This window comes from Allobosea sp. P4_E12, from assembly GCF_056401655.1.
The window spans coordinates 80,760-106,783 of the sequence record NZ_JBFUIY010000002.1; the positions used below are offsets into that span (position 1 = coordinate 80,760).

The 26,024-nt window shown below is 64.4% G+C and carries 25 protein-coding genes and 1 tRNA gene; 18 read left to right on the top strand and 8 right to left on the bottom strand.

Annotated elements, in window-relative coordinates:
• Nucleotides 1-31: 31 nt before the first annotated feature.
• The 4 genes from pdhA to AC1DW9_RS02485 form a co-directional block, all read right to left on the bottom strand.
• Nucleotides 32-1,012 carry a pyruvate dehydrogenase (acetyl-transferring) E1 component subunit alpha gene (gene pdhA, locus AC1DW9_RS02470; protein WP_244523678.1) on the bottom strand — a complete coding sequence of 327 codons (981 nt, stop codon included), beginning with the start codon at nt 1,010-1,012 and terminating at the stop codon, nt 32-34.
• A 298-nt stretch (nt 1,013-1,310) separates the two neighbouring features.
• Nucleotides 1,311-1,622, bottom strand: a complete 312-nt coding sequence (locus AC1DW9_RS02475; protein WP_113512615.1) for an FtsB family cell division protein — start codon at nt 1,620-1,622, stop codon at nt 1,311-1,313.
• Between the two features lie 41 nt (nt 1,623-1,663).
• Nucleotides 1,664-2,746 (bottom strand): hypothetical protein, encoded by a 1,083-nt coding sequence (locus tag AC1DW9_RS02480; protein ID WP_441491642.1) that lies wholly within the window; start codon nt 2,744-2,746, stop codon nt 1,664-1,666.
• Nucleotides 2,739-3,719, bottom strand: a complete 981-nt coding sequence (locus tag AC1DW9_RS02485; RefSeq protein WP_441491643.1) for a threonine dehydratase — start codon at nt 3,717-3,719, stop codon at nt 2,739-2,741. Before AC1DW9_RS02485 ends, AC1DW9_RS02480 begins: the two co-directional genes overlap by 8 nt.
• Before the next feature lie 110 nt (nt 3,720-3,829).
• On the opposite strand from AC1DW9_RS02485, the gene AC1DW9_RS02490 reads away from it, so the two are divergent.
• The 9 genes from AC1DW9_RS02490 (at nt 3,830) to AC1DW9_RS02530 (ending at nt 11,623) form a co-directional block, all read left to right on the top strand.
• A tRNA-Lys gene (locus AC1DW9_RS02490) sits at nt 3,830-3,904 on the top strand.
• A gap of 252 nt (nt 3,905-4,156) precedes the next feature.
• Complete coding sequence (locus tag AC1DW9_RS02495) at nt 4,157-4,813, top strand: NUDIX hydrolase (RefSeq protein ID WP_441508741.1); 657 nt, start codon at nt 4,157-4,159, stop codon at nt 4,811-4,813.
• A gap of 268 nt (nt 4,814-5,081) precedes the next feature.
• Nucleotides 5,082-5,732 carry a GntR family transcriptional regulator gene (locus tag AC1DW9_RS02500; protein WP_441508742.1) on the top strand — a complete coding sequence of 217 codons (651 nt, stop codon included), beginning with the start codon at nt 5,082-5,084 and terminating at the stop codon, nt 5,730-5,732.
• 14 nt (nt 5,733-5,746) lie between these two features.
• A complete protein-coding gene (locus tag AC1DW9_RS02505) occupies nt 5,747-6,733 on the top strand; it encodes an alpha/beta hydrolase (protein ID WP_476776553.1) in 987 nt (328 codons plus the stop codon).
• A complete protein-coding gene (locus AC1DW9_RS02510) occupies nt 6,706-7,926 on the top strand; it encodes an ABC transporter substrate-binding protein (RefSeq protein WP_441508744.1) in 1,221 nt (406 codons plus the stop codon). The genes AC1DW9_RS02505 and AC1DW9_RS02510 overlap by 28 nt, the downstream gene beginning before the upstream one ends.
• Nucleotides 7,927-7,990: 64 nt before the next feature.
• Nucleotides 7,991-8,896, top strand: a complete 906-nt coding sequence (locus tag AC1DW9_RS02515) for a carbohydrate ABC transporter permease (protein ID WP_441508745.1) — start codon at nt 7,991-7,993, stop codon at nt 8,894-8,896.
• Entirely contained in the window at nt 8,893-9,729 is an 837-nt protein-coding gene (locus AC1DW9_RS02520; RefSeq protein ID WP_441508746.1) for a carbohydrate ABC transporter permease, read from the top strand. The genes AC1DW9_RS02515 and AC1DW9_RS02520 overlap by 4 nt, the downstream gene beginning before the upstream one ends.
• Nucleotides 9,726-10,613 carry a sugar phosphate isomerase/epimerase family protein gene (locus tag AC1DW9_RS02525; RefSeq protein ID WP_441508747.1) on the top strand — a complete coding sequence of 296 codons (888 nt, stop codon included), beginning with the start codon at nt 9,726-9,728 and terminating at the stop codon, nt 10,611-10,613. Before AC1DW9_RS02520 ends, AC1DW9_RS02525 begins: the two co-directional genes overlap by 4 nt.
• A complete protein-coding gene (locus AC1DW9_RS02530) occupies nt 10,610-11,623 on the top strand; it encodes a Gfo/Idh/MocA family protein (protein ID WP_441508748.1) in 1,014 nt (337 codons plus the stop codon). Before AC1DW9_RS02525 ends, AC1DW9_RS02530 begins: the two co-directional genes overlap by 4 nt.
• A 50-nt stretch (nt 11,624-11,673) precedes the next feature.
• On the opposite strand, the gene AC1DW9_RS02535 is transcribed toward AC1DW9_RS02530, so the two are convergent.
• The 4 genes from AC1DW9_RS02535 to speB all read right to left on the bottom strand — a co-directional run bounded on the left by AC1DW9_RS02535 (nt 11,674) and on the right by speB (nt 17,715).
• Nucleotides 11,674-12,576 carry a GntR family transcriptional regulator gene (locus tag AC1DW9_RS02535; RefSeq protein ID WP_476770146.1) on the bottom strand — a complete coding sequence of 301 codons (903 nt, stop codon included), beginning with the start codon at nt 12,574-12,576 and terminating at the stop codon, nt 11,674-11,676.
• A gap of 71 nt (nt 12,577-12,647) precedes the next feature.
• Nucleotides 12,648-13,616, bottom strand: a complete 969-nt coding sequence (locus AC1DW9_RS02540) for a Bug family tripartite tricarboxylate transporter substrate binding protein (protein WP_441508750.1) — start codon at nt 13,614-13,616, stop codon at nt 12,648-12,650.
• A gap of 44 nt (nt 13,617-13,660) precedes the next feature.
• Complete coding sequence (gene acnA / locus AC1DW9_RS02545; RefSeq protein ID WP_441508751.1) at nt 13,661-16,336, bottom strand: aconitate hydratase AcnA; 2,676 nt, start codon at nt 16,334-16,336, stop codon at nt 13,661-13,663.
• Between the two features lie 338 nt (nt 16,337-16,674).
• Nucleotides 16,675-17,715: an agmatinase gene (speB, locus tag AC1DW9_RS02550; protein ID WP_441491674.1), complete on the bottom strand. Its 1,041-nt coding sequence runs from the start codon at nt 17,713-17,715 to the stop codon at nt 16,675-16,677.
• Nucleotides 17,716-17,927: 212 nt separating this feature from the next.
• Between speB and AC1DW9_RS02555 the strand changes: the two genes are divergently transcribed.
• The 9 genes from AC1DW9_RS02555 to AC1DW9_RS02595 all read left to right on the top strand — a co-directional run bounded on the left by AC1DW9_RS02555 (nt 17,928) and on the right by AC1DW9_RS02595 (nt 25,942).
• A complete protein-coding gene (locus AC1DW9_RS02555) occupies nt 17,928-18,785 on the top strand; it encodes a LysR substrate-binding domain-containing protein (protein WP_441491675.1) in 858 nt (285 codons plus the stop codon).
• A 170-nt stretch (nt 18,786-18,955) separates the two neighbouring features.
• A complete protein-coding gene (locus tag AC1DW9_RS02560; protein WP_441508752.1) occupies nt 18,956-20,023 on the top strand; it encodes an ABC transporter substrate-binding protein in 1,068 nt (355 codons plus the stop codon).
• A 5-nt stretch (nt 20,024-20,028) separates the two neighbouring features.
• Nucleotides 20,029-20,919 carry an ABC transporter permease gene (locus AC1DW9_RS02565; protein ID WP_441508753.1) on the top strand — a complete coding sequence of 297 codons (891 nt, stop codon included), beginning with the start codon at nt 20,029-20,031 and terminating at the stop codon, nt 20,917-20,919.
• Complete coding sequence (locus tag AC1DW9_RS02570) at nt 20,916-21,749, top strand: ABC transporter permease (RefSeq protein WP_441508754.1); 834 nt, start codon at nt 20,916-20,918, stop codon at nt 21,747-21,749. Before AC1DW9_RS02565 ends, AC1DW9_RS02570 begins: the two co-directional genes overlap by 4 nt.
• Before the next feature lie 10 nt (nt 21,750-21,759).
• Nucleotides 21,760-22,863: an ABC transporter ATP-binding protein gene (locus AC1DW9_RS02575; RefSeq protein WP_441479061.1), complete on the top strand. Its 1,104-nt coding sequence runs from the start codon at nt 21,760-21,762 to the stop codon at nt 22,861-22,863.
• Nucleotides 22,864-22,887: 24 nt separating this feature from the next.
• Complete coding sequence (locus tag AC1DW9_RS02580) at nt 22,888-23,685, top strand: transporter substrate-binding domain-containing protein (RefSeq protein WP_441508755.1); 798 nt, start codon at nt 22,888-22,890, stop codon at nt 23,683-23,685.
• Between the two features lie 3 nt (nt 23,686-23,688).
• Entirely contained in the window at nt 23,689-24,357 is a 669-nt protein-coding gene (locus AC1DW9_RS02585; RefSeq protein ID WP_441508756.1) for an amino acid ABC transporter permease, read from the top strand.
• Entirely contained in the window at nt 24,354-24,998 is a 645-nt protein-coding gene (locus AC1DW9_RS02590; protein WP_441508760.1) for an amino acid ABC transporter permease, read from the top strand. Before AC1DW9_RS02585 ends, AC1DW9_RS02590 begins: the two co-directional genes overlap by 4 nt.
• A gap of 110 nt (nt 24,999-25,108) precedes the next feature.
• Nucleotides 25,109-25,942 carry a GNAT family N-acetyltransferase gene (locus AC1DW9_RS02595; protein ID WP_476776555.1) on the top strand — a complete coding sequence of 278 codons (834 nt, stop codon included), beginning with the start codon at nt 25,109-25,111 and terminating at the stop codon, nt 25,940-25,942.
• Nucleotides 25,943-26,024: the final 82 nt, after the last annotated feature.

The window sequence follows — 26,024 nt, forward strand, 5'->3', positions numbered from 1 at the left end:
GGCCGGCAGAGACTTAGGCGCGGTCCGGGCCTCAGGCCCGGGCGTGCTCCAGCGTAATATCGGTGAAGAGCTCCGAGACATCGGGCTCCGGATCATGCGTTGCGAATTCGGCCGCGTCGTTGACGATCTCGCGGATCTTGGCGTCGATCGCCTTGAGCTCGTCTTCGGCGATCTTGAAATCGCGGGTGAGGCGCCCCCTCACCTGCTCGATCGGATCATGCTCCTCGCGCATCCGCTGGACTTCGTCCTTGGAGCGGTACTTTGCCGGATCAGACATCGAGTGACCGCGATAGCGATAGGTCTGCATCTCGAGAATGTAGGGACCCTTGCCCGAGCGGGCATGCGCGATGGCACGCTCGCCGGCAGCGCGCACGGCGCGGACATCCATGCCGTCGACCTGCTCGCCGGGAATGGAGAAGGACAGGCCGCGCTTGGAGAAATCGGTCTGCGCCGAAGCGCGGTTGACCGAAGTGCCCATGGCGTAGCGGTTGTTCTCGATCACGAACACGACCGGCAGCTTCCAGAGCTGGGCCATGTTGAAGCTTTCATAGACCTGGCCCTGATTGGCCGCGCCGTCGCCGAAATAGGTCATCGAGACCCGGCCGTCCTCCCGGTACCAGTTGGCGAAACCGAGGCCTGCACCGAGCGATACCTGCGCGCCGACGATGCCGTGCCCGCCGTAGAAGTTCTTCTCGCGGGAGAACATGTGCATCGAGCCGCCCTTGCCCTTGGAGTAGCCTCCGCGGCGCCCGGTCAGCTCGGCCATCACGCCGCGTGATTCCATTCCGGTCGCAAGCATGTGACCGTGATCGCGATAGCCGGTGATGACCTGATCGCCGTCCTTCGAGGCCATCTGCATGCCGATGACGACGGCTTCCTGGCCGATATAGAGGTGGCAGAAGCCACCGATCAGGCCCATGCCGTACATCTGCCCGGCCTTCTCCTCGAAGCGGCGGATCAGCAGCATCTCGTAATAGGCGTGAAGGTCTTCTTCCCTTGTGAAGGCGGGCATGTTGCTCAACGCTTTGGCCGCCCCCTTCTCCGCAGTTGTCTTGGCTGAACTGGCCTTTGCCGCGCCCTTGGTCGCGGTTTTGGCTTGAGCGGGAGCTTTCGTCTTGCGCGCGGCAACGGCCATCGGCGATCCTCCAAGATCATTCGACCTTGGTTGTAGAGGATCACATACCCCTTGGYGAGGGAGGTATCTCGCAATGCAGCATGAGTTATGTCGCTGATATTTCTAAGATTTCATGTATTAACTGGAATTCAGTTAATCGATGTAACCGGAACTATTCTGCGGCTTTTCCCGCTCCTCAGCGCCCCATGATGATGACATCGTTCCGATGGATCCGGCCGAGCGACGCGCGCGCGCGCTCTTCCAGCAGATCGCGATCGACGGCTTCGTCGCGCATCAGGGCGAGGCGTTGCTCCCAGCTCTTGCGCTCGGTGGTGAGCTCCTTGAGCTCATCCTCCATGACCCGCAGCGATTCCTGCAGGCCGCCGCGGGCCTCGAGCCCGCGCGAGCCATGCTGGGCATGGAACATGAAGTAGCCGACCGCTCCACTCGATACGAGATAGAGCGCGAGCGTGATGAAAAAGGATCTGAGACCACGGCGGACGACCATGCCGGCAGGCTAGCCTTGCGTGGTTTATGCCGGGTTAACGATCAGGGCCGGGAGACCTGCACGAAGCCGTCCGAACTCACCTGGGCGTCGCGCGCGATCGCTGTCAGGTCAGCCTCGACACGCCGCGCGATCGGCAGCCGGAAATGCAGCGGATCCCAGTAATTGCTATCCTGCTGCGTGACCATCGAGCGATGAGCGAAATCGGCGATGACGGCGCCGCGCCGCGCGGCGAGGGTTCGGAGCGCCTCCTTGCAGGCGGCGTAGCGCTGCCAGCCTGCCGAGCCCTCACGCGGCAGTGCCGTGAGATGAGCCGGCGGAAGAACGATCAGCTTTTTCGTCTGCCCCGGAAGTGCTGCCAGGGCCGTGTCGAGCCAGCCCAGCGCGGGAAAGCGCCAGCTTTCCCGTTCCGTCGCGTCCACCTTCGTCGCCGGCACGATCGGAGCCAGGTCTGGAGCAACGCCGCCAAAGTCGTGGAACAAGTGAGAGCGAGCCCGCGCCAGATCATACGTCTGTTCTGGTGGCGTGAACACTTCGTAGCCGTCGCGGCGGATCCGCTCAGGCAGATATCCGAGCCTATGCGCCAGAAGGCGGCCCGCGATTTCCAGCGTGGTCAGGTTGATCAGCTTCGGCCAGTCATTCCAGCGGGCGTCGTCATAGAGCCAGGGCGGAAATGGGCGCGGCGTCAGGCGTTTACCTGGTTCGGTCGCATCGGGATCGCACCATGTCGTGTCGATGCCCCAGATTACAGCCTTGGGCGTAGCCGTTTTGCGCGCGAACAACTCCGCCATCTGGACCTGCTCCCAAGGGGTGGCAGCGTTCATGGCGAGATTGGCCATGCGGACATCGAGGCCTTGCGACAGGACCGCAGGGTCGAGCAGCCGCATCGTCGATGTCCCGAAGATGGCAGAATCGAACGCGCCCGAGCGGACGAGCTGCGGGTACATGTAGCGCTGGTTGAGATCCATCAGCGGGCGCGCCGCCTGTCCGGTGGCAAGGCGCGAACCGAACGGATCCATCACCGCGATGAAGCCGAAGACAAGCAGGACCAGGGCGAGCGCCGCGCTGAGAAATGCCAGCGACCAGCACTTCCAACCCGCTGCGTCGGCAGCTTTCGAACTAGCCAATGCGAGGGGTTTCCCCGGCAAGAACCTTGCGGAAGACCGGCATGTCGATATTGCCGCCCCCAAGGACGACGCCAACCGAGGCGCCCTGGTTGAGTTCGAACTCGGCTGCTGCTGCCGCCAGCGGCGCAGCCCCGGCCCCTTCCGCGAGATTATGGGTGTCGAGATAATAGCTCCGGATCGCCTCGGCGATCGCATCTTCGCTGACGCGCACGATCCGCGCCGCGCCCTTCAGGATGATCGTGAGCGCACCGGCATCGGGCACCCGGACCGCAATGCCGTCAGCAAAGCTCGGAGCATCCTCGACCGCGACCACCTGTTTCGCCTCGACCGAGCGGGCGTAGGAATCGGCGATCTCCGAGACGACGCCGATGATCTCGGTCTTGAGGCCGAGCGCATCGCGCGCGGCAATCAGGCCGCAGATGCCGGAGCCAAGTCCGATCCCGACATAGACGCGCGTCAGATTCGGCCGCGCAGTGAAAAGCTCGAGCGCATAGGTTGCGACACCGCAGACGAGATCGCGATGGAAGGACGGCACCATCTCATAGCTGCGCTCGCGGGCGATTTGCTGAGCCGCGGCCCGGGCCTCGTCGAAATCCCGGCCGGTTTCGATCAGCTCGGCTCCGAGCGCCTTCATGGCGGCGTTCTTTTCCACAGCATTGCCGAGCGGCACGACGATCACCGAAGGCAGCCCGACTCCGCTTGCCGCCATCGCGATGCTCTGGCCGTGATTGCCGCGTGTCGCCGAGACGACGCCCTTCACATGCGGGCGCTCGCGCTTCAGTCGGTCGAGATAGACGATGCCGCCGCGCAGCTTGAAAGCCCCGATCGGCGTGTGATTTTCGTGCTTCACCACGATTTCGAAGCCGTGACGCTGCTGCAGCAGCGGCCAGGCATATTGCGGCGTTCCCGGGAAGACAGTGTCCACAAGAGCCTTGGCGGCCTTGATCTCGGACAGGGTGGGCAAATCGGTCATGCGGATCCTCCGGAGCGCTTCTGCCACATCTCAAAGCCATCGAACAATGACGGGAGTGTGCGAACGATGTTGACCGGCGGGCGGGGCGTCCGTATGTCAGCGCCCTGTGAGGGCGGGTAGCTCAGTGGTAGAGCACGTGACTTTTAATCATGTGGTCGAGGGTTCGATCCCCTCCCCGCTCACCAAAAACTCCACTATATCAGATAGATAAAGCGGATTGACCGCATTTCGTTCCGCCTCGGCGGGGGCCAAGCATATGGTGGTGTCGATTTGCCGCTGCCGTGGGCTCTGCAGGTCCATTCACTCAGGCAATGGCGAGATCACGCCCGTATCAGGTTCAGATCCCGCTGCCAGGCACGCGGGTGGTTCCGGACAAGATGTCGGCGCGGTGTTGAGGCCGCGATTGAGCGGCTAGCTCTCGCCGCCTCGATTCTAATGTGACGATCGCATTGAGGGTCACTGCGGGCGACACCGCCGCCTTGGCGCGCCATGGCGTGCTGGGTATAGCTAAAACTATGGACATGAAATGGCGTACCCTCTCTTCCAGGACATTGCTGAAAGATCGCTGGATTGACGTCAGGGCGGATGAGTGCCTGACGCCGACAGGGCACAGGGTCTCGCCCTACTACGTACTTACTTATCCCGATTGGGTTCAAACGGTCGCGATCACGCCCTGCGACGAGATTGTTTTGGTCCGCCAGTACAGGCACGGCGCGGCGGATACTTTCCTGGAGCTGCCAGGAGGGACGATGGACGAAGGTGATCTCGACCCGGGGCGATCAGCTGCACGTGAACTCGAGGAGGAGACCGGCTATCGCGCGACGGAGTTGCGCCTCGTTTCTTCGCTCTTCGCCAACCCAGCCACCCAACCGAACAGGGTCCACGTCTATCTTGCTATGGGGGCAGAGTTGACGGGGAGCCGGAAACTGGACGCCAGCGAAGAGGGGATGAGCGTTCATCTTATGCCCGTGCGGGAGATCTTGGATCGGCTACACGATGGAATTCTCAAGCATTCGCAACACATATCCTCCCTGCTGCTCGCCCTTTCTGTCTCTGGGCATCTCGCGCTTGGTTCTCCCAAGTCAGCCCTCTGAGTTTGAGTATCCGCTAGCAATGCTGGCGCCGAAGCAGGCGGAATTCATTATTGGCAAGCGTCGAGAATGAGCGCCTGGACGCGCCGCTTTGTCCACCGCCACCGACGATTGGACTACCTGCGGCTGTCCAGCGCTGGTCTGAGTCGTTTTCGTCGAGGCCGATACATCCCCTGACCGCCGCTGCAACAGTGCGCCGTGGGATCGAGGTCCGAGCAAGCCCTCGCAAACTGACTTGACATGTCGAATATCGATATCATTATCGATATTGATGAATGTGCTTATTCCGAACCAGATTCGAAGGCCCCGTGACGTCGTCTACGAGTCACTGAAGCGGCAGATCATGCTGAATGAGTTGCGTCCCGAGAGCGCTCTCACCGAGCTCGGCATGGCGCGCGAGCATGGTTGCAGCCAGGGCACGATCCGCGAGGCGCTCCTGCGCCTGCAGGAGGACGGGCTCGTGACCCGCTCCGGGCATCGCGGCACGATGGTGACCAGGCTTGATCCGGAGGAGGCGGAGGAAATTCTGGCTCTGCGCCGCCGGGTCGAGATCCGTGGCGCCTTGCGGGCGGTGCATCATGTCGAGCGCGACAGCCTGGAGCGGCTATACGCCATACAGGCCGACATGGATGCCGTCGCCGCAGCCGGCGACGAATATGCCCTGATCATCCTCGACATGGCTTTCCACCTGACGATCTTCCGCCTGTCGGGACTGGACGCGCTCGAGCAGATCCTGACCCGCTGCACCCTGCATTCGCACCGCTCGAAGCTCTGGGCACCGGGGCATCGCCGCCCGCTGACCGAGACCGCGACACGCCACCGCTTGCTGCTCGCCTTGCTCGAGGCCCGCGATGGGGAAGGCCTGTCATCGGCCATGGCGGAGCATATCGACACGATCGTCCTGCGTGACGGAACCGCCTAATGAAGAGCCCGCGAATGACGACCTGGATCGATCCGCAGATGCAGGTGCTTCTGGAACTGCTCCGCGCCGGCCCCGCCTTCGATTTCCGCTCCGCACCCATTGCCGAAGCACGTGCAACGGTCGATGCCGCAACATTGCCGTGGAGCGATGGCGCTCCGGCCATCCCGGCGAGCGATCTGGTCATTCCCACGGATGCCGGCGCGATGCGTGCGCGGCTTTACCGACCTGAAGGCGCGCAGGCAGAGTCCGTCATCGTCTATGCGCATGGCGGCGGCTGGACCTTCGGTTCGATCGAGACCCATGACGGAACGATGCGCAATCTCGCGGTGGCAGGGGGCTGCGCCGTGCTGGGCGTCGATTACAGGCTCGCTCCGGAACACCCGTTCCCGGCGCCGCTCGACGATCTCCTGGCCAGCGTCGCCTTCGTCGAGCGTGGCGGCCTGGGCACGCCCATACCGGCGGAGCGGATCGCGATCGCGGGCGATTCCGCCGGCGCCAATATGGCGCTGGCAGCACTGCTGCGCCGGCGCGATGAGGGCTTGCCGCCGCTATCGGCTGCCGCGCTGTTCTACGGCTGCTACGAACCCGACTTCTCGACGGCGAGCCATGCGGCCTTCGGTGGCGGCGACTACCTGCTCACCAGCGCGAACATGCGCTGGTACTGGAACAATTTCCTCGGTGCCGAGCCGGACGAGACGCTGAGTCTCGCGGCGCCTGGCCGGGCTGCGCTTGCCGGCCTGCCGCCGCTCTATCTCTCCGCCGCGGGGCTCGATCCGCTGCGCGACGACACCATCCGGCTGGCCCAGCGCCTGGGCGAGGCCGGCGTGCCCTTCCGTTTCGATCACGTTCCCGGCGTCGTGCATGGCTGCCTGCGCATGAGCAGGGAACTCGCTGCCGCTGCCGACATGATCACCGCTGGCGGCCGCCACATTGCCAACCACCTCAACGATAAAAAAACCGGAGGAAGCCAACCATGGAACGCAGGACTTTCATCAAATTAGCGGGCGCCGGCGCTCTCGCCAGCCCCCTCGCCCGCCCCGCCATCGCCCAAGCCACCACAACGGTGCGCTGGTGGTACCATTTCGACAACCCGCAGCATTCGCCGGCTGAACTCATCGCCAAGTTCGAGGCAGCGAATCCCGGCATCAAGGTCCAGGCCGAGAGCATCCCGTGGGGGGGTGGTAACGACTACCAGACCCGGCTCTTCGCCGCCCTCGTCGCCGGCAACGGACCCGACTGCGCGATGGTGCGGTTGTCCTGGGCTGCGCGCTTCCAGCAGATGAAGGCGCTCTCCCCGATCGATGACCTGATCGCCGGCTGGGCCGGGCGCAGCGACATTGCGGACAACATCTGGAAGATCAACAGGGGCGCCGACGGCAAGCAATATTACCTGCCTCTGCAATATGTCGTGCTCTATCTCTATTATCGGCAGGACCTGTTCGAGCAGGCGGGGCTGAAACCGCCGGCAACCTTCGATGAATTCCGTGCGGCGGCCAAGGCTCTCACGAAGGGCGATGTCTCGGGCTTCGGCTTGCGTGGCGGCGCTGGTGGCTTCGACCACTGGGGGCCGTTCGTGCTCGGCGGCGGCGCCAGTTTCGAGAAGGGCGGAATGGTCAGCGACAAGGCGCTCGCAGCCAACCGCTGGTTCGTGGATCTCACCGTCAAGGACAAGGTGGTGCCGGCCTCGGCACCGACCGACAGCTTCCGGCAGATCGTCGATACCTTCAAGGCTGGCCGGACCGCCATGACCATCCATCATGTCGGCTCGGCCAACGAGATCGTCGGCGTGCTCGGCGACAAGGTTTCGGCTGTGCCGGTCCCGCGAGGCCCGGACGGCAAGGGCTGGACCTATTTCGGCGACGAGTCCAACGCCGTCTTCGCTGCCAGCAAGGCCAGGGAGGCGGCCTTCAAATGGTGCGCCTTCCTCTCCACGGCCGAGAACAACGTCGTGCTGAACAAGTTCACCGGGCAGTTGCCGATCGCGACGTCGGCGGCGAAGGACTGGACGCTGCATCCCAAGCGCTTCGTCGATGCGAGCGCGGCCTCGCTGCCGTTTGCGGCCTCGTTGCCGGATTCGCCCAAGACACCGGATTTCATCGCCCGGATCTGGCCGGCCAACATGCAAAGGGCGCTGCTCGGCCAGATCCAGCCTGACGAGATGATGCGTGCGATCGAGCAGCATTTTCACGGCTGACGGGATTGGCGGCAGACGGGCATCCGGCTGCCGCCTCCAGCCCTCGCTTCGACAGGTTTGAAACGTGACGTCGCTCACCCTCGCGCACAGRCAGCCTCTCGGCCGCAGCCTGACGCCCTTCTGGTTCCTGCTGCCGGCGATCCTGGTCACGGCGGGCGTCGTCCTGATTCCCGTCGCGCAGACGGCCTGGCTCAGCCTGCAGGACTACCTGCTCTACGATCCCGACAACGCCCGCTTCGTCGGACTGGGCAATTTCTCCAGGATCGCGCGAGACGAGGTTTTCTGGATCTCGCTGGGCCAATCCTTCATCTGGATCACTGGCGTTGTCGGACTGCAATTCCTGCTCGGGCTCGCGGCCGCCCTGCTGCTCAACCAGAGCTTCTGGTGGCGCGGACTGGCGCGCGCGCTCGTCATCATTCCCTGGGCGCTGCCAAGCGTCATCATCGGGTTGATGTGGACCTGGATGTACGATTTCAATCTCGGCGTCATCAACGACATCGCGATGCGGCTCGGCCTGATCGCAGCGCCGATCGCCTGGCTGGCCCGGCCCGATACCGCACTCTACGCCATCATGCTGGCGCTGATCTGGCAGGGCTTCCCCTTCTTCGCCGTCACCATTCTGGCCGGCCTGCAGACAGTGCCGGCCGAACTCTATGAGGCAGCCGAGATCGACGGCGCCACCGCCCGACAGCAGCTCTTCTACGTCACCCTGCCCTCGATCGCCGATGTCATCGCAACCGCACTTCTGCTGCGCACGATCTGGGTGGCGAATTCGCTCGACGTCATCCTGGTCATGACCGGCGGCGGACCAGGCTACGCCACCCATACCCTGCCGCTCTACGCCTTCCTGCGCGCGTCGAGCAGCATGGAATTCGGCTATGGCGCGGCGCTGGCATTGATCCTCACGGCGATGCTGCTGGGTGTGGTCTATCTCTATGTCAGGCGGGCGGCCCGGGGCATCGAGACATGATCGAACGACGCACCCGAATCCGGCGGATTCTGGAGGTGGAGCTTCCCGTCCTCCTCATCGTCCTGTTCGCGCTCGGCCCCTATGTCTGGATGATCCTGACCTCGCTGAAGCCGCAGGCGGAGCTTTCCGCCTGGCCGCTCCACTACTGGCCACGAGAGGCGACACTCGAGCATTACCGCGATCTGATCGCCCGCACGAGCTTTGCCGGCAGCCTGGGCAACAGCCTGATCATTGCAGTCGGCGCCAGCGTACTTGGCCTCGGCGTCAGCATCCCCGCGGCCTATGCCTTCTCGCGCTTCCGCTTCTCCGGACGCAGGGGCCTTCTGACCGGCTTCCTCGTCATCAACATGTTCCCGGTCGTGCTGCTCATCATCCCGCTCTTCCTGATGATGCGCCGGCTCGGGCTGATCGACACCTATCTCGGCGTCATTCTCGGTCATTCGACCTTCTCGATTCCCTTCGCGATCTGGATGCTGACGAGCTATTTCAATGCGATCCCCAAGGATCTCGACGAAGCGGCGATGATCGACGGCGCCAGCCGCCTGCAGACCATCCGCCTCATCATCCTGCCCCTGTTGATGCCCGGCGTCGTCACGGCCGGCATCTACATCTTCATCACCTCCTGGAACGAATACCTCTTCGCGATGATGCTCTCGGGCCAGGCGGTGCGCACCGTCACGGTCGCGCTCCAGCTCTTCATCGGCGAGTTCACCATCCAGTGGGGCCTTCTCACGGCCGGCGGCACGCTGATCGCGCTGCCGGTCACCTTCCTCTTCCTTCTGGTGCAAAGGCGGCTCGTGGGCGGGCTCACAGCCGGTGCGGTGAAATCATGACGACAAATCCGATCGGGGTCATCTCGATGTTCTATGCGCGGCCGTTCACGCGCGAGCATTTCGGCTGCTTCCAGCGGATGAAACGGGCCGGAGCCGATGTCGTCGAGTTGCTGGTACCGGAGCCGGGTGAACTCGATCTGGGCGAGACCCGCGCCGCCATCGCCGATGCCGGCCTCTCCTGCGTGCTCGCTGCCCGGGTCAACCTCAACCGCGACCTCGCCAGCGCCGATGCCGGCGCCCACCACGCGGGCGTCACCTATCTCGAAACATGCGTCGATGTGGCCGCAGCCCTCGGCGCAGCCATCGTCGGGGGGCCGCTCTATGGCGCCCCTCTCGTCTTCGCAGGCCGAGCTCCCTCCCCCGTCGACGACGAAGAGCGCAAGCGCCGCATCGATGCGATCGTCGTCGGCCTCTCGCAGGCTGGGAAGCGCGCCGCCGACGCCGGCATCCAGTTCGGCGTCGAGCCGCTCAACCGCTTCGAGACCGATATCTGCAACACGACCCGTCACGCGCTCGAAATCGTCGAGCGCGTGAACAATCCCACCGTCGGCGTGATGCTCGATACCTTCCACATGAACATGGAGGAGTTCGATCTGACCGATGCCATCCGGCAGGCAGGATCGAAACTCCTGCATTTCCAGGCCAACGAGAACAATCGCGGCTTCGTCGGCTCCGGCCATATCGACTGGCCGGCGATCGCCCGTGCACTCCGCGACGTCGCCTATCGCGGGCCGATCGTGCTCGAACCGTTCCGACGCCGCGACGAGCGAGCCGGCACTCCCCTGGCCCAGTGGCGTGCGCCCACGGAGAACGAGGACGAACCGCTGGCCGCCAGCATCGCCTTCCTGAAGGCTGCACTCGCATTCGCCGGGAGGACGGCATGACCGGTTCAAGGACAGGCGCGCTTCGGGTCGGCTGGATCGGCTGCGGCGTCCATGCCAACGAGATGCTGCTGCCGCAGCTGACGCGGCATGATGTCGAGATCACTGCGCTCTGCGACACGGATGAGGCGCGGCTGAATACGACCGCCCGGCGCTACGGCGTCCCCGAAACTGGTCGCCTGCGCGACTGGCGCAGCTTCTTGTCCCGTGGCGATCTCGACGCGGTCGGTCTCGCGGTCGGTCCTGCCCTGCATCACGAGATTGGATTGGCAGCGATCGCGCGCGGCTTGCCGCTCTTCATCGAGAAGCCGCCGGCGCCGACGGCGCGACAAGCGGCCGAACTGGCCGAAGCCGCTGCGAGCCGCAAGGTGCCGGTCGTGCTCGGCTTCATGAAGCGCTATTCGACGGCCAACCGCATTGCCGCCAACGTCATCCGCGCGACGGAGTTCGGCGCAACGGCGAGTTTTCTCGGCGAGTACATGACCGCGCCGACCTATTTCGCCGGGGATCCGGATTATTCCGGCTTTTACCTGCATCATTGCGTGCATTATTTCGACCTCGTGCCGCACCTGATGGGCGAAGTCGCGAGCGTGAGCGCGAGGCGGCACGAACTGGCGCCGGGCAAGCTGCTGCTCCATGTCGATTTCCGCTTTGCCAATGGCGGCATCGGCACCCTGGTCTTGGGCACGCATCAGTCGCGCGGAACGCCGATGGAATGGTGGCAGGTGATGGGCGACCATACCCGCGTCGAGGTCCGCAATGTCCATGAAGTGCGCTATTTCAGAGCGCCCCCCTTCAAGGTCTCACGGGCCGAGGCCAGCCTGATCGATGGCGAAGACACCTTGGTCTGGGAGCCGAATCTGACGGCCGCCGCCAACGAGGACCACAAGGGCTATCACGCGCTTCTCGGCGACTTCGTTCGAGCGGCACGCGGCGAGCCGACGACCGCACCGAACGCGGCCGATGGCGCTGCCGCCATGGCGCTGCTCGAACAGGTAGTCGCCGAGCGTTGAGTCTGCTTGCGCCCCCTTCGGGACGCTGCGCCTCTGCGCCTGGGAGCCTGCTAGGGGGCGAGGAGCGGCCGGATGCTGGATAGGTTCTCGATCGTATGGCCGAGATGCTGCCGCAGCCTCTCGGCCGCCTCCTCCTGGCGGCCGGCGGCCAGGCTATCGAGAATGGCGAGATGCTCTTCGCATTGCCTCCGATAGCGTTTGCGGTCGAGCATCGAACGATAGGACAGCAGCCGGCGGATGCGGTTGATCCGTCGGATCGTCTCCAGAAAGAACGGATTTCCGGAGCCGGCGACGATCGTCTCGTGGAAGCGGACACCGCGTTCGTGGAGCGCGTCCGCGCTGTCTGTCTCGATCGCCCCGTCGAGGAGCCTCCGCTCGGCAGCCCTGCAAGCAGCAATGCTCTCGGGCGCAAGATGATAGCCGGGTTCGAGCAAGGCGGCAGGCTCCAGCGCCAGCCGCAGACGGTAGGTCTGCTCGAGGCTCTCCGGGGTGGTGAGAACCGGCGTGAAGCTCCAGCCATAGCCGGCGCGGCGCTCGGCCCAGCCCTCCTGGCTGATCCGCGTCAGGACTGCATTGAGTTCGGCACGGGTCAGTCCGTAGCTGTCCCTGAGATCGGACTCGGTGACGTGTTCGGACAACCGGCCGCGCAGATGGTCATCGGCGATGCGGAAATAGGCCTTCGTCACGCCGTCCGGCTCGGCGAGGCCAAGGGCTTCGCCGGAGGGAGGCGTCCCCTGAGCGACGAAATAGCCGCGATTGTGCTCGTGGCTCAGGACGCCCTTGTCGGCAAGCAGTTGCAAGGCCTGACCGACGGGAAAGCGCGACACGCCGAAACGCGTCGCGATATCCTGTGAGCGTAGATGTGTCCCGGCACCCAGATGCCCCTCTCGGATCTGATCGAGAATCCGAGCTGCGAGCGGGATCGCCAGGTCTCGTCTCCCACTGCCTGCCATCGTCCCAGCCCTGCCGGCGCGAGCGCGCCGACAGTGGCTCTAGGTGATGACACGGCTCGCAGGCAAGGTGCCTATTTCACCAGACCAATCGTGCGCAGGATGTCGCCGACCCGAATCTGCTCTTCCCTGAGGAAGGCTGCGAACGCCTCCCCCGCAAGATAATAGTCGTCCCAGCCGCGCGCCTTCAGCAGCGCTTTCCACTCGCCGCTCGCAACCATCGTATCGAAGAGCTTGGTCAACTGAGCCCTCTGTTCGGCGCTGATGCCCGGCGCGGCCATGACCGCCCGCCAGTTGACCACCTCGACATCGTAGCCGAGCTCCTTCAGCGTCGGCACATCGACGCCGTCAAGCCGCTTGCCCGAGGAAATGGCCAGCGCGCGCAGCTTGCCGGCCTTGATCTGGCCCTCGAATTCGCCATAGCCGGAAACGCCGGCCGTGACACGGCCTCCGAGCATGGCCGCGAGCGCCTCCCCGCCACCGGAGAATGCGACATAGTTGACCTTGCCGGCATCAGCGCCGGCCACCTTCGTCACGAGCGCAGCAAGGATATGGTCGGCGCCTCCCGCCGATCCGCCGGCCCAGGTCACCCGGGCGACGTCGGCTGTGATCGCGGCGAGGAAGTCCTTCATCGTCTTGTGTGGAGAGGTCTCGGGAACGACGATGACCAGCGGATCGCCGGTGAGACGCGCAAGCGGCGTCACCTGGTCCAGCGTGACCGGCGACTTGTTGGTCAGGATCGCCCCGACCATGGTGATGCCGTTGACCAGGAGCTGGTTCGGATCGCCCTTGGCACCGTTGATGAACTGGGCAAGCCCGATCGTGCCGCCGGCCCCGGTGACATTCGTGACCTGGACGCCGCGGACCGCCTTCGTTTCGGTCAGCACCTGCTGGATCGAGCGGGCGGCGCCATCCCAACCACCGCCTGGCCCGGCGGGTGCGATGATCTTGAGTTCCTGCGGCGGCGTCTGGGCCGTCGCCAGTTCTGGCGTCATCGCCATCGCGGCAAGCAGGCCCGCTGCGAAAATTCTGCCGATGGTCATCTCGATCCTCCCCGATCGTGTTGGATTGGGCGCGTTTGCGCCGGTTACGCCCGCGCTTGGCCGGGCAACTCTTCGCCGCTGACGGTGAAGGACGTGGCGGGTGCCGTCAGGTGGCGCCCGAGGATCAACGGAATGATGCCGCCGGCGCGCAGCGTCGCGCATTCGAGCGCGGTCTCGACTGCGGCGCGCAGGAAGAGTGGTTGGGTACGCCCGGCCTTGCGATGGAGCCTTGCCGGAACCTTGCAGCGCGGAAGGATGGCGTGCGGCATGGCTTCGATCTCGATCATGTCGCCTGGCGCAAGCGCCAGCGCTTCCACGCCCTCCCCGGCCGCGAGCGACAGCGGCAGAATGCCCATCCCGATCAGGTTGGACCGGTGGATGCGCTCGAAACTCTCGGCCAGAACGGCCGCGACACCGAGCAGGCCGAGACCCTTGGCCGCCCAGTCGCGCGATGAACCGGTGCCGTACCGCTCACCCGCGACGACGACCATCGCCTTTCCTGACTGGCGATAGCGCTCGGCCACCCGCCAGAGCGGCAGGGTCTCGCCACTCGGAACATGGATGGTCGAGCCGGGCGCGATGCGCGGCGCGAGACGGTTGACCACCGTGCGATTGGTAAAGAGGCCACGCAGCATGACCTCCCAATTGCCGCGCCGCGAGGCATAGACGTTGAGGTCCTGGGCATCTTCGCCCTGTGCGATCAGCCATTGCGCGGCCTCGCTCTCGGACGGGATCTGGCCTGCGGGCGAAATATGATCGGTCGTGATGTCGTCACCGAGCACAATCAGGGGGTGGGCGCTGTAATGGCCGAGCCGGGCTGGCTGATCTGCGCGGGCAAAGGGTGGCGGGCGCAGATAGGTCGATGACGGATCCCAGGGGAAACCCGCACTCGCCGGAGCATCGAGTTCCTTCCAGCTCCTGCTCGCAGAGGCCTGCGCAAAGGCTTCAGCGAAATCGACGGGATCAAGCGCTCGCGCAAAGGCGGAATCGATCTCGGCCCCGCTCGGCCAGAGTGCTGCCAGGTCGACAGGGGTTCCGTCGGCCGTGGTCGCGAGAGTGCCCTTGGTGATGTCGCGATCGGCATCTCCCGCCAGCGCATAGGCGACGACCAGCGCTGGAGAGGCCAGGAAGCCGGCATCGATCTGGCCATGGACGCGGCCGGGAAAGTTGCGGTTGCCGGACAGGACAGCAACAGGAAGGACCGTGCCCGCGCGCGCGGCTTCATCCATTGCAGGACGAAGTGGGCCGGAATTCCCGATGCAGGTTGTGCAGCCATAACCAACGATTCCGAAGCCAAGCGCTTCGAGATCCTCGAGCAGGCCGGCACGCCGAAGATAGCGCTCGGCCGAGGGTGAACCGGGGGCGAGTGATGTCTTGACCCAGGCGGGGGGGGTGAGGCCGAGCTGGCGTGCCTTGCGCGCCACCAGGCCAGCGGCCACCAGCAACCGCGGATCTGACGTATTGGTGCAGCTTGTGATCGCGGCAATCGCGACGGGAAAGCGTGGCAATCCGGCCGCGGGCGCGGGCGTCTTCGCCTGCGGCATCGCCTCGAGCGCGGGAACCACCTCATCCGGCGCGACCAGATCCTGCGGCCGTCGGGGGCCGGCGAGGCTGATCGAGATCGCCGCCAGATCGATCTCGACGATCTCAGTAAAGCGTGGTTGCGCCTGCGGGTCGAACCACAGCGCCTGAGACCGAGCGTAATCAGAGACGAACGCGATATGATCGGGTTTGCGCCCCGTCTGAGCGAGATAGGCCAGCGTCGCTTCATCGATCGGAAAATATCCGGTCGAGGCACCGAATTCCGGCGCCATATTGGCGATGACAGCGCGCTCACCTCCCGACAGCGTCGCGGCTCCTGGCCCGAAGAACTCGACGAATGCGCCGGCGACGCCCTGCGCACGCAGCCGTTGCGTCACGGTCAGCGCAAGATCCGTGGCACTGACGCCTTCACGCAGGCGGTTGATCAGGCGCACGCCGATCACCTCGGGGATGCGCATCATCACCGGCATGCCGAACATCACGCTCTCGGCCTCGAGCCCGCCAACGCCCCAGCCGAGGACACCGATGCCATTGATCATCGGAGTGTGGCTATCGGTGCCGATCAGTGTGTCCGGGACGGCCCAGACCCGACCGTCGACGGTTTGGGTGGTCACGACCGTCGCGAGTTGCTCCAGATTGATCGTGTGCATGATGCCGGTGCCGGGCGGATGCACCCGGACGCCGTCAAGGGCCAGCGTGGACCATTTGAGAAAGCGATAGCGCTCGCCGTTTCGCTTGTATTCCCGTTCGAGATTGACGCGCATCGCGTCCGGCGACGCCGAAAGATCGACGCCCAGCGAATGGTCGACCGAGACGTCGAGCGACAGGACCGGGCTGAGCCGCTTGGGATCACCGCCGCCTTCGGCGATCGAGTCGCGCATGGCGGCGACATCGACCAGCGCAGGCGTGCATGTCGTGTCATGCATGAGAACACGACCTGGCTGAAAGGCGATCTCGCCATCCGAGCGTCCGCCCGCGAGCCAGCCGCGAATGCCCTGCAATGCGGCATTGCGCTCGTCCGCTCCCATGGGCTGGCGAACGACGTTCTCGGCGAGAATGCGCAGGACATGCGGCAGGCGCAGGAGGTCGGTCCCCAGCGTCGCCTGCAAGTCCGCAACTACATAGTCACGGCCGGCAAGGCGGCTTGTCCTGGAAATCGAGGATGGGTTTGGAATCATACCTCATGATGCATATTAACGACTATAAATGCAATGTCACCGATGGTGCCTCGACCTTCCCTGAACGCCCTGGCATTGCGGGCGCTGCTACGGACGCAACAGCCATAGATTATCGCCGGGTCGCTGGCGGTGACGGCCTTGCGGGTACAGCGGCAATCGCCGCCACCGTTTCCGTGCCGGACGCATCAGGCGCCCCGTGAAGCCATCCCTTCCTCACGGGGCGCTCGGACATCGGTCCCGGACAGATCAGGCAAGCTGAACCAAGGGTCCGGGATCGCTGAAAGGCGGAAGGCGACAGCCGGAGAATTGATCTGTGCTGGGATCCCGCTCGGGCAGGATCACTTCTTGCAGGCCACGAGGCAGAGCAACTGGAACAGAACCTGCGCCGCCACTTGCGCGGTATTGGTGGTTGGATCGTATTGTGGAGCGACTTCGACGACATCGCCGCCGATGATGTCGACGCCTGCGACGCCACGCAGGATCTCCAGCACTTCGCGCGGCAAGAGCCCTCCAACTTCGGGGGTGCCAGTACCAGGGGCGAAGCCCGGGTCCAGGCTGTCGACGTCGAAGGAGACATAGACGGGTCCGGAACCGACGACGGCCTTGGCCTTCTCGATTACCGCCTGCAGCCCCATGGTCCCGACCTCCTCGGCATGGATCACGGTCATTCCGGAATCGAAGGAGAACTCCCAGAGATATTCGCCGCCGCCCCGAATACCGATCTGGATCGTCCGTGTGGGATCGAGCACGCCGGCCAGGACCGCCTCCCGGAACGGGCCACCGTGATGGAATTTCGAGCCTTCATAGGGCCCGGCGGTGTCGCAATGCGCGTCGATGTGGATCATGCCGACCGGGCGCTTGGCGCCCAGTCCCTTCAGGATCGAGCCGGTGATCGAATGATCGCCGCCAACCGAGAGCGGAATCGTCGCGGTTTCGCCGATCATGCGATAGCAGGCTTCGATGTCTGCATGGCAATCAGCCAGACTGTAGCGACTGCTGAGCGCGATATCTCCGACATCGGCGACGCGTAATCTGCCGAGCGGCGCAACGCGCAGCACATGCTCATACGGTCCGATGCGCTCGACGGCGCGGACAGCGCGGGGCCCAAGCCGGGCGCCGGCACGGTTGGTCACGCCCAGATCCATCGGCACGCCGATCAATGCTACGTCGAGCCCGGCCAGTTTTTCAGCCGAGAGCCCGTCCGCCAGAAAGGGAGCGTCGAGGAAAGTTGCCGGATCGGCAAACGGCCATTTGCGCCGGTCCGCGCCCTGAAAAATAGTGTCCGCGACGGCCTTGAAATGAGGATCGTACATCTCGCCACCGCCGGCCGAAGCGTAGCGCTGGCGCAAGCGGTCGAGGGCGGCATTGTCGAAGGGCATGGCAACCTGCAGGGAATGATGCGGAAGCCCGGAAGGCTGGCAAAAGAACGAGGCTGCCGGAACGGCGAAAAGGCACGCGGCCCTATAAGCGAAACTGAATAGCGCCCCCTTTGCCTCCTCCCGGCGGCGGGCGGACGACGCTCGGGTCAGGCGGCTGCAGGCCAGCCGGTATGGCTGCGTAGAACCAGCTTCGATGATATGGTGCGGGTGCGATGCTGGAACTGGACCCTTATCTGCTGCGCGCCTTCCTGACCGTCGCTGAAGTCGGAACGGTCAATGGTGCCGCCTTGTCGCTGAACCGCACACAGGCGGCGGTCAGCATGCAGATTCGCAAGCTTGAAGAACTGCTGGGCAGCGACCTGTTCGAGCGCTCGTCGAAGGGGCTTGAGCTGACCAATAATGGAGTCCTGCTCACGCCCTATGCCCGCGAAATCCTGAGGCTCAACAGCGAGATCGGAAAACGCCTCAACGGCAAGATGATCGAAGGGCGGGTCCGGCTCGGGGTCGTCGAGGATTTCGCCGCGACGCGCCTGATTGAAATCCTGAAAGCCTTTCGCGACCAGAACCCCAAGGTCGACATCGATATCATCGTCGAGCCCAACAAGCGCCTTGCCGCTATGTTCGAGAACGAGAAGCTCGACATCGCAGTCTGTGACACGACACGGCTCAACCGCAAGCCAACCCTGGTCTGGTCGGACCGGCTGCTCTGGGTCGTGCGCTCGGACATGGTGATCTCGACAAGTTCGCCCTTGCCGATCATCATGTTCGAGGAATCCTGCCCGTGGCGCACACCTGCGCTGGCCGCGCTGTCGGGGCATGACCTGCAGTGGAAGATCGTCTGCGAAGCCTCGACGCTGGTTGCCATGGCGACCGCCGTGCGCGTCGGCATCGGCATCGGCCCGATGATCGCGGCGACGATCCCGGAGGATTGCCGGGTGCTCGACCATGCCGCCGGGCTGCCTGAGCCGGTCGAGGTCAGCATCGGGCTCTATTCCCGGACCGGCGCGCCAGGCGAAGCGCGCTACCTCTCGGACTTCATCGCACAGCAGAGCGACCTGCGCCGCCCCTGAATCGGTTCCGGCATTCACGCCCGCTTATAGCCGGACAAGCATTTTCGCCGTACCGCCGCGCCCTGCTTGCGAGTGCAATCGTGCCTCTGAACGGCTCGGGAGCCTGATCGTCCCGCACGATCGGCACAGCCTGTGGCCCCTCGACCCTCTGGCGCGAAGGACCTGACACCATGACGATGACACGCCGACATCTTTTGTCCCTGATAGGCGCGAGCGGCGCCGCAGGGCTCGCCTGGCCCCATGTGGCCGGGGCCCAGACTGCGAGCGGCCTCACGGCTGTCGAATGGGGCGGCGACGTCGTCGAGGCGATGAAGCAGGTCGCCGCCAGGCAAACCGCCGCCCAGTTCAACTGGGTCCTGCATCAGGGCGGAGCCGGAGCGATCCTCCCCAAGATCAAGGCGGGTTGGCCCAGGGTCGACTACGACTACATCGCCGGCTGGGAGGGCTCCTTCAACAGCATGATCACCGAGGACTGGGTCGAGACCATCACGGCGGCCGACGTCCCCAATCTGGCCGATATCCCGGAAAAGATCATGATGAGGGACGCCAAAGGCAATGTGAAAGCGGTGCCTCGCGCCATCGGCGGCATGTATTTCGGCTACCGGACCGACACTGCCCCCTTCGCCATCAGCAAGGTGGACGATCTCTTCGACAAGCGCCTCAAGGGCGCGATCTGCTGGCCCGGACCGACCCAGAGCATGATGCTGCAGATCGTCGCCCTGGCCCTGCAGGGCGGCGGCAACGAGTCCAATATGGAGCCGGGCTGGAAGCTGATGAAGGACCTGGCGAAGTCCGGCAATATCGGCCGCATTGCCGTGACCGACGTCGATTTCACCAACTCTTTCACCTCCGGCGAGACCTCAGTCGGCTTCTTCGCCGAACCGAGCTGGGCTGCCGTCGCCAAGAACTTCAAGATCACCCGCCTTACCAAACAGGCCGGCATGGCGACCTTCCTCTACCAGAGCGGCTTTGCCGTCATGAAGAATCGGTCGAACCGCAAGGCGACCTGCGATTTCATCAATTTTGCGATCAGCCCCGAAATGAGCACGCTTTACGCAAAAGTGGCTGGCGAAGCGCCGCTTAACAGCAAGGCAGCCATCCCGCCGGAGCTGGCTCATCTCTCCTTCACGCCGAAGGAGTTCGAGAGTTTCGTGCATGTGCCGGACTACAAGGTCGTGCTCGGCCAGCAGGATGCCTGGGCCAAGCGTTGGGAGTCCGACATCGCGCCACTGCTGTGAGTGTCATGACCGCTATCCCAGCCCAATACGCGCCGCTCGCGATCCCTGCGCCGCCCCGCACGACGCTCTTCTTGCTCGCACCGGGCTTGCTGCTGCTGTTCGTCATCTTTGCACTCCCCCTGTTCGGGCTCGTGCTGGAAAGCCTCAAGCAATATGTGCCGGGCCGGGTCGGCTCGGCCGTCGATGCGCCTCTGACGTTGGAGAATTATCGCGAGCTCGTGACGCCGTCATTCGCCGGCGTTCTCTACGAAACCTTCAAGCTGAGCGCAGCGGCATCGTTTGTTGGACTGCTGGCGGCGTTTCCACTGGCCTATTGCATCGTGCGGCGGTTTTCGCCGCGCAAGCGCGCCGCCTGCATCGGCTTTCTGGTGATGCTGGTCCTGCTCAGCATGCTGGTGCGCACCTACGCGCTGGAACTGGCCTTCGGCTCGGTCGGGGTTGCGCGCCCACTGCTTCTGGCGCTCGGGATTTCGCCGACAAGCCGCTGGTACACTGAAACCCTGGTCGCGGCCGGCCTACTCCATGCGGTCGTGCCGATGTGCACGCTGACCCTTCTGGGAACGATCCAGAATATCGATCCTCGCTTCTGCGATGCGGCGCAATCGCTGGGCGCTCCGGCCTGGAAGGCGCATCTCGGCATCACCGTTCCGCTGGCCCTGCCCGGGCTGGTATCGGCATTCCTGATCGCCATGACCTTTTCGATCAGCGCCTTCGTCATTCCGATGGTGCTCGGAAAGGGGCGCGTATTGTTTCTCTCGAACACGATCTACACGCGCTTCAGCGATGTCGCGAACTATCCCAGCGGCGCCGCGGTCTCGATCGTGATGCTCGTCATCACGCTGTTCGTGCTGTCTCTGGTTTCGCTGGTGCAGCGTCGTAGGGGCTCGCGCACATGACCGGTACCACAAAGCGCCTTGGCGACCGGCTCCTCGGTGGCGCGATGATCGCGATGCTGGTTCTGGTGCTCGCCTTCCTGGTGACGCCGCTTCTGGTCACCTGCCTGCTCGCCTTCGACGCCCGCAGCTTTCTTGGCCCGTTGCCGCCGCCGGCGCTGTCCATGCGCTGGTTCGAGAAGCTGGTTTCGCTCGACTACGTCACCACCGGCCTGGCGACCAGCCTCAAGATCGCCGTCCTCACGACAGCGGTCGATGTGCTGGTCGGCACGGCCGCCGCGGTCGCGCTCGATCGCAGTAATTTTCACGGTCGCTCGCTGCTGATGGCCGCGTTCCTTTCGCCACTCATCGTGCCGGCGGTGGTGATCGGCTTTGCCTTGCTGCTGTTTCTGTCGCGCATCGGCATCGTCGACGGCTTCACCCGACTGCTCTGCGGCCACATCGTGATCACCCTGCCCTATGTCGTGCGCACCGTGCTCGCCAGCCTGACCGGTCGGGACAGGCGCCTGACAGAAGCGGCGCTGGTCCTTGGCGCGACGGAACGCCAGGCCTTCTGGAACATCACCCTGCCCCTGATCCGGAGCGGTATGATCACAGGCGCAGTCTTCGCCTTCGCCGTATCGTTGGACGACGTTGCAGTCAGCATGTTCCTGACGGACCCGTCGACCTACACCTTGCCGGTCGCCCTCGTCAGCAACATGCGCGCGTCCTTCGATCTCACGATCGCAGCCGCTGCCGTTCTCCTGATGGCGATCAGCGCCGTCCTCATCATCGTTCTGGAGCGCTTCGTCGGTTTCGACCGCCTGTTGGGCCAGGGGCTGTTTCGTTCATAGGGGTCAAACCGTGAGCAACGCCGTCGAATTTCACAGAGTCAGCCGTCGCTTCGGTGCCGTTACGGCCGTCGATGACGTTTCCTTCTCGATCGCCGCCGGCGAAACCGTTGCCCTGCTCGGGCCGAGCGGTTGCGGCAAGACCAGCATCCTGCGGGTCATTGCCGGCTTCGAACGGCCCGACCACGGCACGGTCAGCATCGGGGGGCGCGACGTCACTGCGCTCAAGCCCTATGAGCGCAATGTCGGGCTGCTGTTTCAGCATTATGCCCTGTTCCCGCACATGACCGTTGCGGAGAACATTGCCTACGGACTGCGCCACCGCGGCACTGACAGGCGCGAGATTCCCGATCGTGTCGAGGCGATGCTGGCGCTCGTGAGGTTGCAGGGTTTCGGCAGCCGCCGGCCGCATCAGCTCAGCGGAGGCCAGCAGCAGCGCGTCGCCCTCGCCCGCGCCCTGGCCACGCGGCCAGGCCTCATCCTGCTCGACGAACCGCTTTCGGCGCTCGACGCCAAGCTGCGGCAGGACCTGCGCGCCGAACTCAAGCAGGTCCTGGCCGCCGTCAATTCGACGGCGATGGTCGTCACCCACGACCAGGAAGAGGCGATGAGCCTGGGTGAACGCGTCTTCCTGATGCAGGCGGGCCGCATCGTCCAGGTCGGCGCCCCGTCAGACGTCTATGGTCGCCCCGGCTCGCGCTTCGCCGCCGATTTTATGGGGCGCACCAACTGGATCGAAGCCCAGGTGACGCGGCGCGAAACCGGCCTCGCCCGGGCCCTGAGCCGATCGGGCCTGTCGCTCACCGTGCCGGACTGCCCATCGGACGCAATCGACATCTGTGTCCGCCCCGAGAACATCATCCTGTCCACCGCCGCCGACGCTGATCCGGCTGGAATGGCCAACAGTGCGAAGGGTCGGATCCTCAATGTCGCCCTGCTCGGCTCTACCCGCCAGATCCTGGTCGAGACGGCCGGCGGCGAGCAGATTCTCGTGATGCAAGCCAACCGTGTCGGCGACGGTCTCGGCCCAGGTCAGGCCGTGACGATCGGCTTTCCGGTCGATGCCTGCATCACCATGCCGTCCGGCAACGCGACCGGGCTTGCCGCCGCACTCTAGCGTTCTCAGGGAAGGATGAACGATATGACCACGACCTCCTCGATCAAGACATCGCTGCTGGCACTCAGCCTGCTGGCGGGCATCGGCCTTGCGACGGCCCCGGTTCGTGCCGACGCTCTCGACGACATCACGAAGGCGGGCACCCTGAAGGTCGGTGTCTTCGCGGATTTTCCGCCCTTCTCATCGGCCAGCGCCGATATGAGCCTCAAGGGCTATGACATCGACATCGCCGAGACCATAGCCAACGCGTTGAAGGTGAAGCTCAACCTGGTCAACGTAACCGGCCAGAACCGCATTCCGTATCTGACCGAGCGTCGCGTCGACATCCTGCTCAGCGTCGGCCACAGCGCCGAACGCGAGAAGGTCATCGATTTTACCGCTGCCTACGCCCCTTACTACATCGCCGTCATCGGGCCGCAGGCCGTAAAGGTCGAAGGCAAGGCAGACCTCGCCGGCAAGTCGATCGCGGTGAGCCGCGGCACGCTGGAAGACACCTCGCTCACCGAGGCTGCGCCGCCTTCCGCCGACATCAAGCGCTTCGACAGCTACAACTCCGTCATCCAGGCCTTCATCTCGGGCCAGGCGCAGCTGATGGTCGTCGGCAACGATGTCGGCGCCCAGGTGCTCTCGCGCCAGACCACGTTGAAGCCCGAGCAGAAATTCCAGCTGATGACGTCGCCGGACCATATCGCGCTGAACAAGGACGAGCCGCGTCTCAAGCAGGCACTCAACGAGATTGTCGCCAAACTGCTCGCCGACGGCACGCTGAACAAGGCCTCGCTCAAGTGGCTCGGCAAGCCACTTGATCCCAAGGATCTCTGAAGCTTGGCCTACAGCCTCAACTTCGACTGGCTGAGCCAGGCCTCCGAACCCATCGCGCGCGGCGCGATGGCGACGGTGGGGTTGATCGCCGTCACGACCGTGCTCGGTACAGTCTGCAGCGTGTTGGGGGCAGCGGCGGTGCGCAGCCGCTCTCCCTGGCTGCGCGGCATGGTCGGCAGCTATGTCGAGCTGATCCGGAACACGCCGTTTCTGGTCCAGCTGTTCTTCATCTTCTTCGGCCTGCCCAGTCTTGGCTTGCGGCTTGATCCTGCCGTCGCAGCAATCCTCGCGATGACGATCAACCTCTCGGCCTATGGCACCGAGATCGTCGCCGCGGGGCTGGATGCCGTGCCCAATGGTCAGAGGGAGGCCGGCCGCGCACTTGGGCTGCGACCCGCGCTGGTCTTCGTCAAGATTGTCCTCCCGCAGGCGCTGAAGGTGATTTTCCCGGCGTTGCAGAGCCAGGTCATCATCATGATGCTCGAATCCGCGGCGGTGTCGCAGATCTCGGTGCGCGAACTGACCTATGAGGCGGACATGCTGCAGGCGCGCAGCTTCCGCGCCTTCGAGACCTATTTCGTCGTCACCATGGTCTATCTGGCGTTGAGCATTGGGTTGCGCCGCATCCTCGGCCTCTCCGGACGGAAATTCCTGATCGGGGGGCCGTCCTGATGGACTTCACCTTCTGGGACATCCTGCGCAACCTGCTGCTCGCGACACGCTGGACGGTCCTGCTCTCGATTGTCGCTTTCATCGGCGGTGGCGTGGTGGGGATGGCAATCCTGCTGGCGCGGGTCTCATCCCGTCACTGGCTGCGTCATGTCGCCGATCTCTATATCGGGCTCTTCCAGGGCACGCCCCTGCTGATGCAGCTGTTCCTGGTCTTCTTCGGGCTTCCGCTGATCGGCTTCCGCATTGAACCCTGGTCCGCGGCGGTCGTCGCCTTGACCCTTTGCGCCAGCGCCTATCTCGCGGAAATCTGGCGCGGCGGGGTCGAGGCCCTGCCAAAGGGGCAATGGGATGCTGCCAAGAGCCTCGGCCTGCACTATCCCAATCAGATGCGGCTGGTGATCTTGCCACAGGCCTTTGCGATCACACGGGCGCCGGTGGTCGGCTATCTCGTGCAGCTTGTCAAAAGCACGGCGCTGACCTCGATCATCGGTTTCGACGAGTTGATGCGAACCTCCAATGCCATCTCTAATGCGACCTTTGAGCCTCTCACCGTCTATGGCCTGGTTGCATTGATCTATTTCGTCATCTGCCTGCCGCTCACCCGCTACGCCCGCCATCTCAAGGCTCACGCCCCGGCCTGAACAACGACAGCCCGGCTGACGCCCTCGGAGCGCGGTATCTATGCAATGCCGAGCGCGACGCGTTAGATCTGACCCATGTGGATCCCTCCGCCGCAAAGGCTTACAGCGAGATGAGCGAGCGCATCATTCGCAAGCTCGAGATGCTCGAAGTCGAGCAACTCATGGACTGGGCTGCCGCGGAGGGCTGGAATCCCGGTCTCAATGACGCGGCGGTATTCCGTGCGACCGACCCTGAGGGTTTCATTGGCGCCTTCGTCGATGGCGAGATGGTCGCCGGCATCTCGGCGGTTGCCTATGGAACGACCTACGGGTTCATCGGCCTCTACATCTGCCGCGCGGACATGCGCGGCCAAGGTCATGGCAAGGCCGTCTGGAACGCAGGCATGGCGCGGCTCGATGGGCGCATAATCGGGCTCGATGGGGTCGACGAGCAATTCGAGAATTACCGGCGAAAGGGCTTTGCGCCCTCTTACCGAACCATCCGTTTCGGAGGCACTTTTGCGCGCGGCCTGGCTGATAGCCGGACGGTGGACGGCGTCACCCCGGATCTCCTGCGCGAGATCATGGCCTTTGATCGCAGGAGCTTTCCGGAGACGCGGGAAACCTTCCTGACGCACTGGCTCATGCCCCCGCATCATGCGCGCGTCGCAATCTCGGATGGCGCGGTCACCGGGTACGGCGTGGTGCGCAAGTGCCGCTCGGGCTGGAAGATCGGTTCGCTCACAGCAGTAGACGACGCGACGGCCACCGCGCTGGTGCAGAATCTAGGTTCTTCTGCCGAAGGCGATCTCCATATCGACGTTCCAGCCGCGCGGCAGCGGTTCATCGACATGCTGGTCGGTGCCGGCCTTCGGCCTGGTTTCGAGACGACGCGAATGTATCTGGGCACACCGTTTCCTCTGGCGCCCGAGCTGTTCGGCGTGACCACCCTGGAGCTCGGATAGGCGCACCGCACTGCGAGCGCGGCGGCGATATCGGCGAAACCGGTCTCGACCTTGCGCCAGGCAAAGGGCCTGCGGCTGCGCG

Coding starts and splice junctions, on each gene's coding strand:
- pdhA (WP_244523678.1), bottom strand. CDS start 1,012: ATGCCCGCCTTCACAAGGGAAGAAGACCTTCACGCCTATTACGAGATG.
- AC1DW9_RS02475 (WP_113512615.1), bottom strand. CDS start 1,622: ATGGTCGTCCGCCGTGGTCTCAGATCCTTTTTCATCACGCTCGCGCTC.
- AC1DW9_RS02485 (WP_441491643.1), bottom strand. CDS start 3,719: ATGACCGATTTGCCCACCCTGTCCGAGATCAAGGCCGCCAAGGCTCTT.
- AC1DW9_RS02500 (WP_441508742.1), top strand. CDS start 5,082: ATGAATGTGCTTATTCCGAACCAGATTCGAAGGCCCCGTGACGTCGTC.
- AC1DW9_RS02505 (WP_476776553.1), top strand. CDS start 5,747: ATGACGACCTGGATCGATCCGCAGATGCAGGTGCTTCTGGAACTGCTC.
- AC1DW9_RS02510 (WP_441508744.1), top strand. CDS start 6,706: ATGGAACGCAGGACTTTCATCAAATTAGCGGGCGCCGGCGCTCTCGCC.
- AC1DW9_RS02520 (WP_441508746.1), top strand. CDS start 8,893: ATGATCGAACGACGCACCCGAATCCGGCGGATTCTGGAGGTGGAGCTT.
- AC1DW9_RS02525 (WP_441508747.1), top strand. CDS start 9,726: ATGACGACAAATCCGATCGGGGTCATCTCGATGTTCTATGCGCGGCCG.
- AC1DW9_RS02530 (WP_441508748.1), top strand. CDS start 10,610: ATGACCGGTTCAAGGACAGGCGCGCTTCGGGTCGGCTGGATCGGCTGC.
- AC1DW9_RS02535 (WP_476770146.1), bottom strand. CDS start 12,576: ATGGCAGGCAGTGGGAGACGAGACCTGGCGATCCCGCTCGCAGCTCGG.
- AC1DW9_RS02540 (WP_441508750.1), bottom strand. CDS start 13,616: ATGACCATCGGCAGAATTTTCGCAGCGGGCCTGCTTGCCGCGATGGCG.
- acnA (WP_441508751.1), bottom strand. CDS start 16,336: ATGATTCCAAACCCATCCTCGATTTCCAGGACAAGCCGCCTTGCCGGC.
- speB (WP_441491674.1), bottom strand. CDS start 17,715: ATGCCCTTCGACAATGCCGCCCTCGACCGCTTGCGCCAGCGCTACGCT.
- AC1DW9_RS02555 (WP_441491675.1), top strand. CDS start 17,928: ATGCTGGAACTGGACCCTTATCTGCTGCGCGCCTTCCTGACCGTCGCT.
- AC1DW9_RS02560 (WP_441508752.1), top strand. CDS start 18,956: ATGACGATGACACGCCGACATCTTTTGTCCCTGATAGGCGCGAGCGGC.
- AC1DW9_RS02565 (WP_441508753.1), top strand. CDS start 20,029: ATGACCGCTATCCCAGCCCAATACGCGCCGCTCGCGATCCCTGCGCCG.
- AC1DW9_RS02570 (WP_441508754.1), top strand. CDS start 20,916: ATGACCGGTACCACAAAGCGCCTTGGCGACCGGCTCCTCGGTGGCGCG.
- AC1DW9_RS02580 (WP_441508755.1), top strand. CDS start 22,888: ATGACCACGACCTCCTCGATCAAGACATCGCTGCTGGCACTCAGCCTG.
- AC1DW9_RS02595 (WP_476776555.1), top strand. CDS start 25,109: ATGAGCGAGCGCATCATTCGCAAGCTCGAGATGCTCGAAGTCGAGCAA.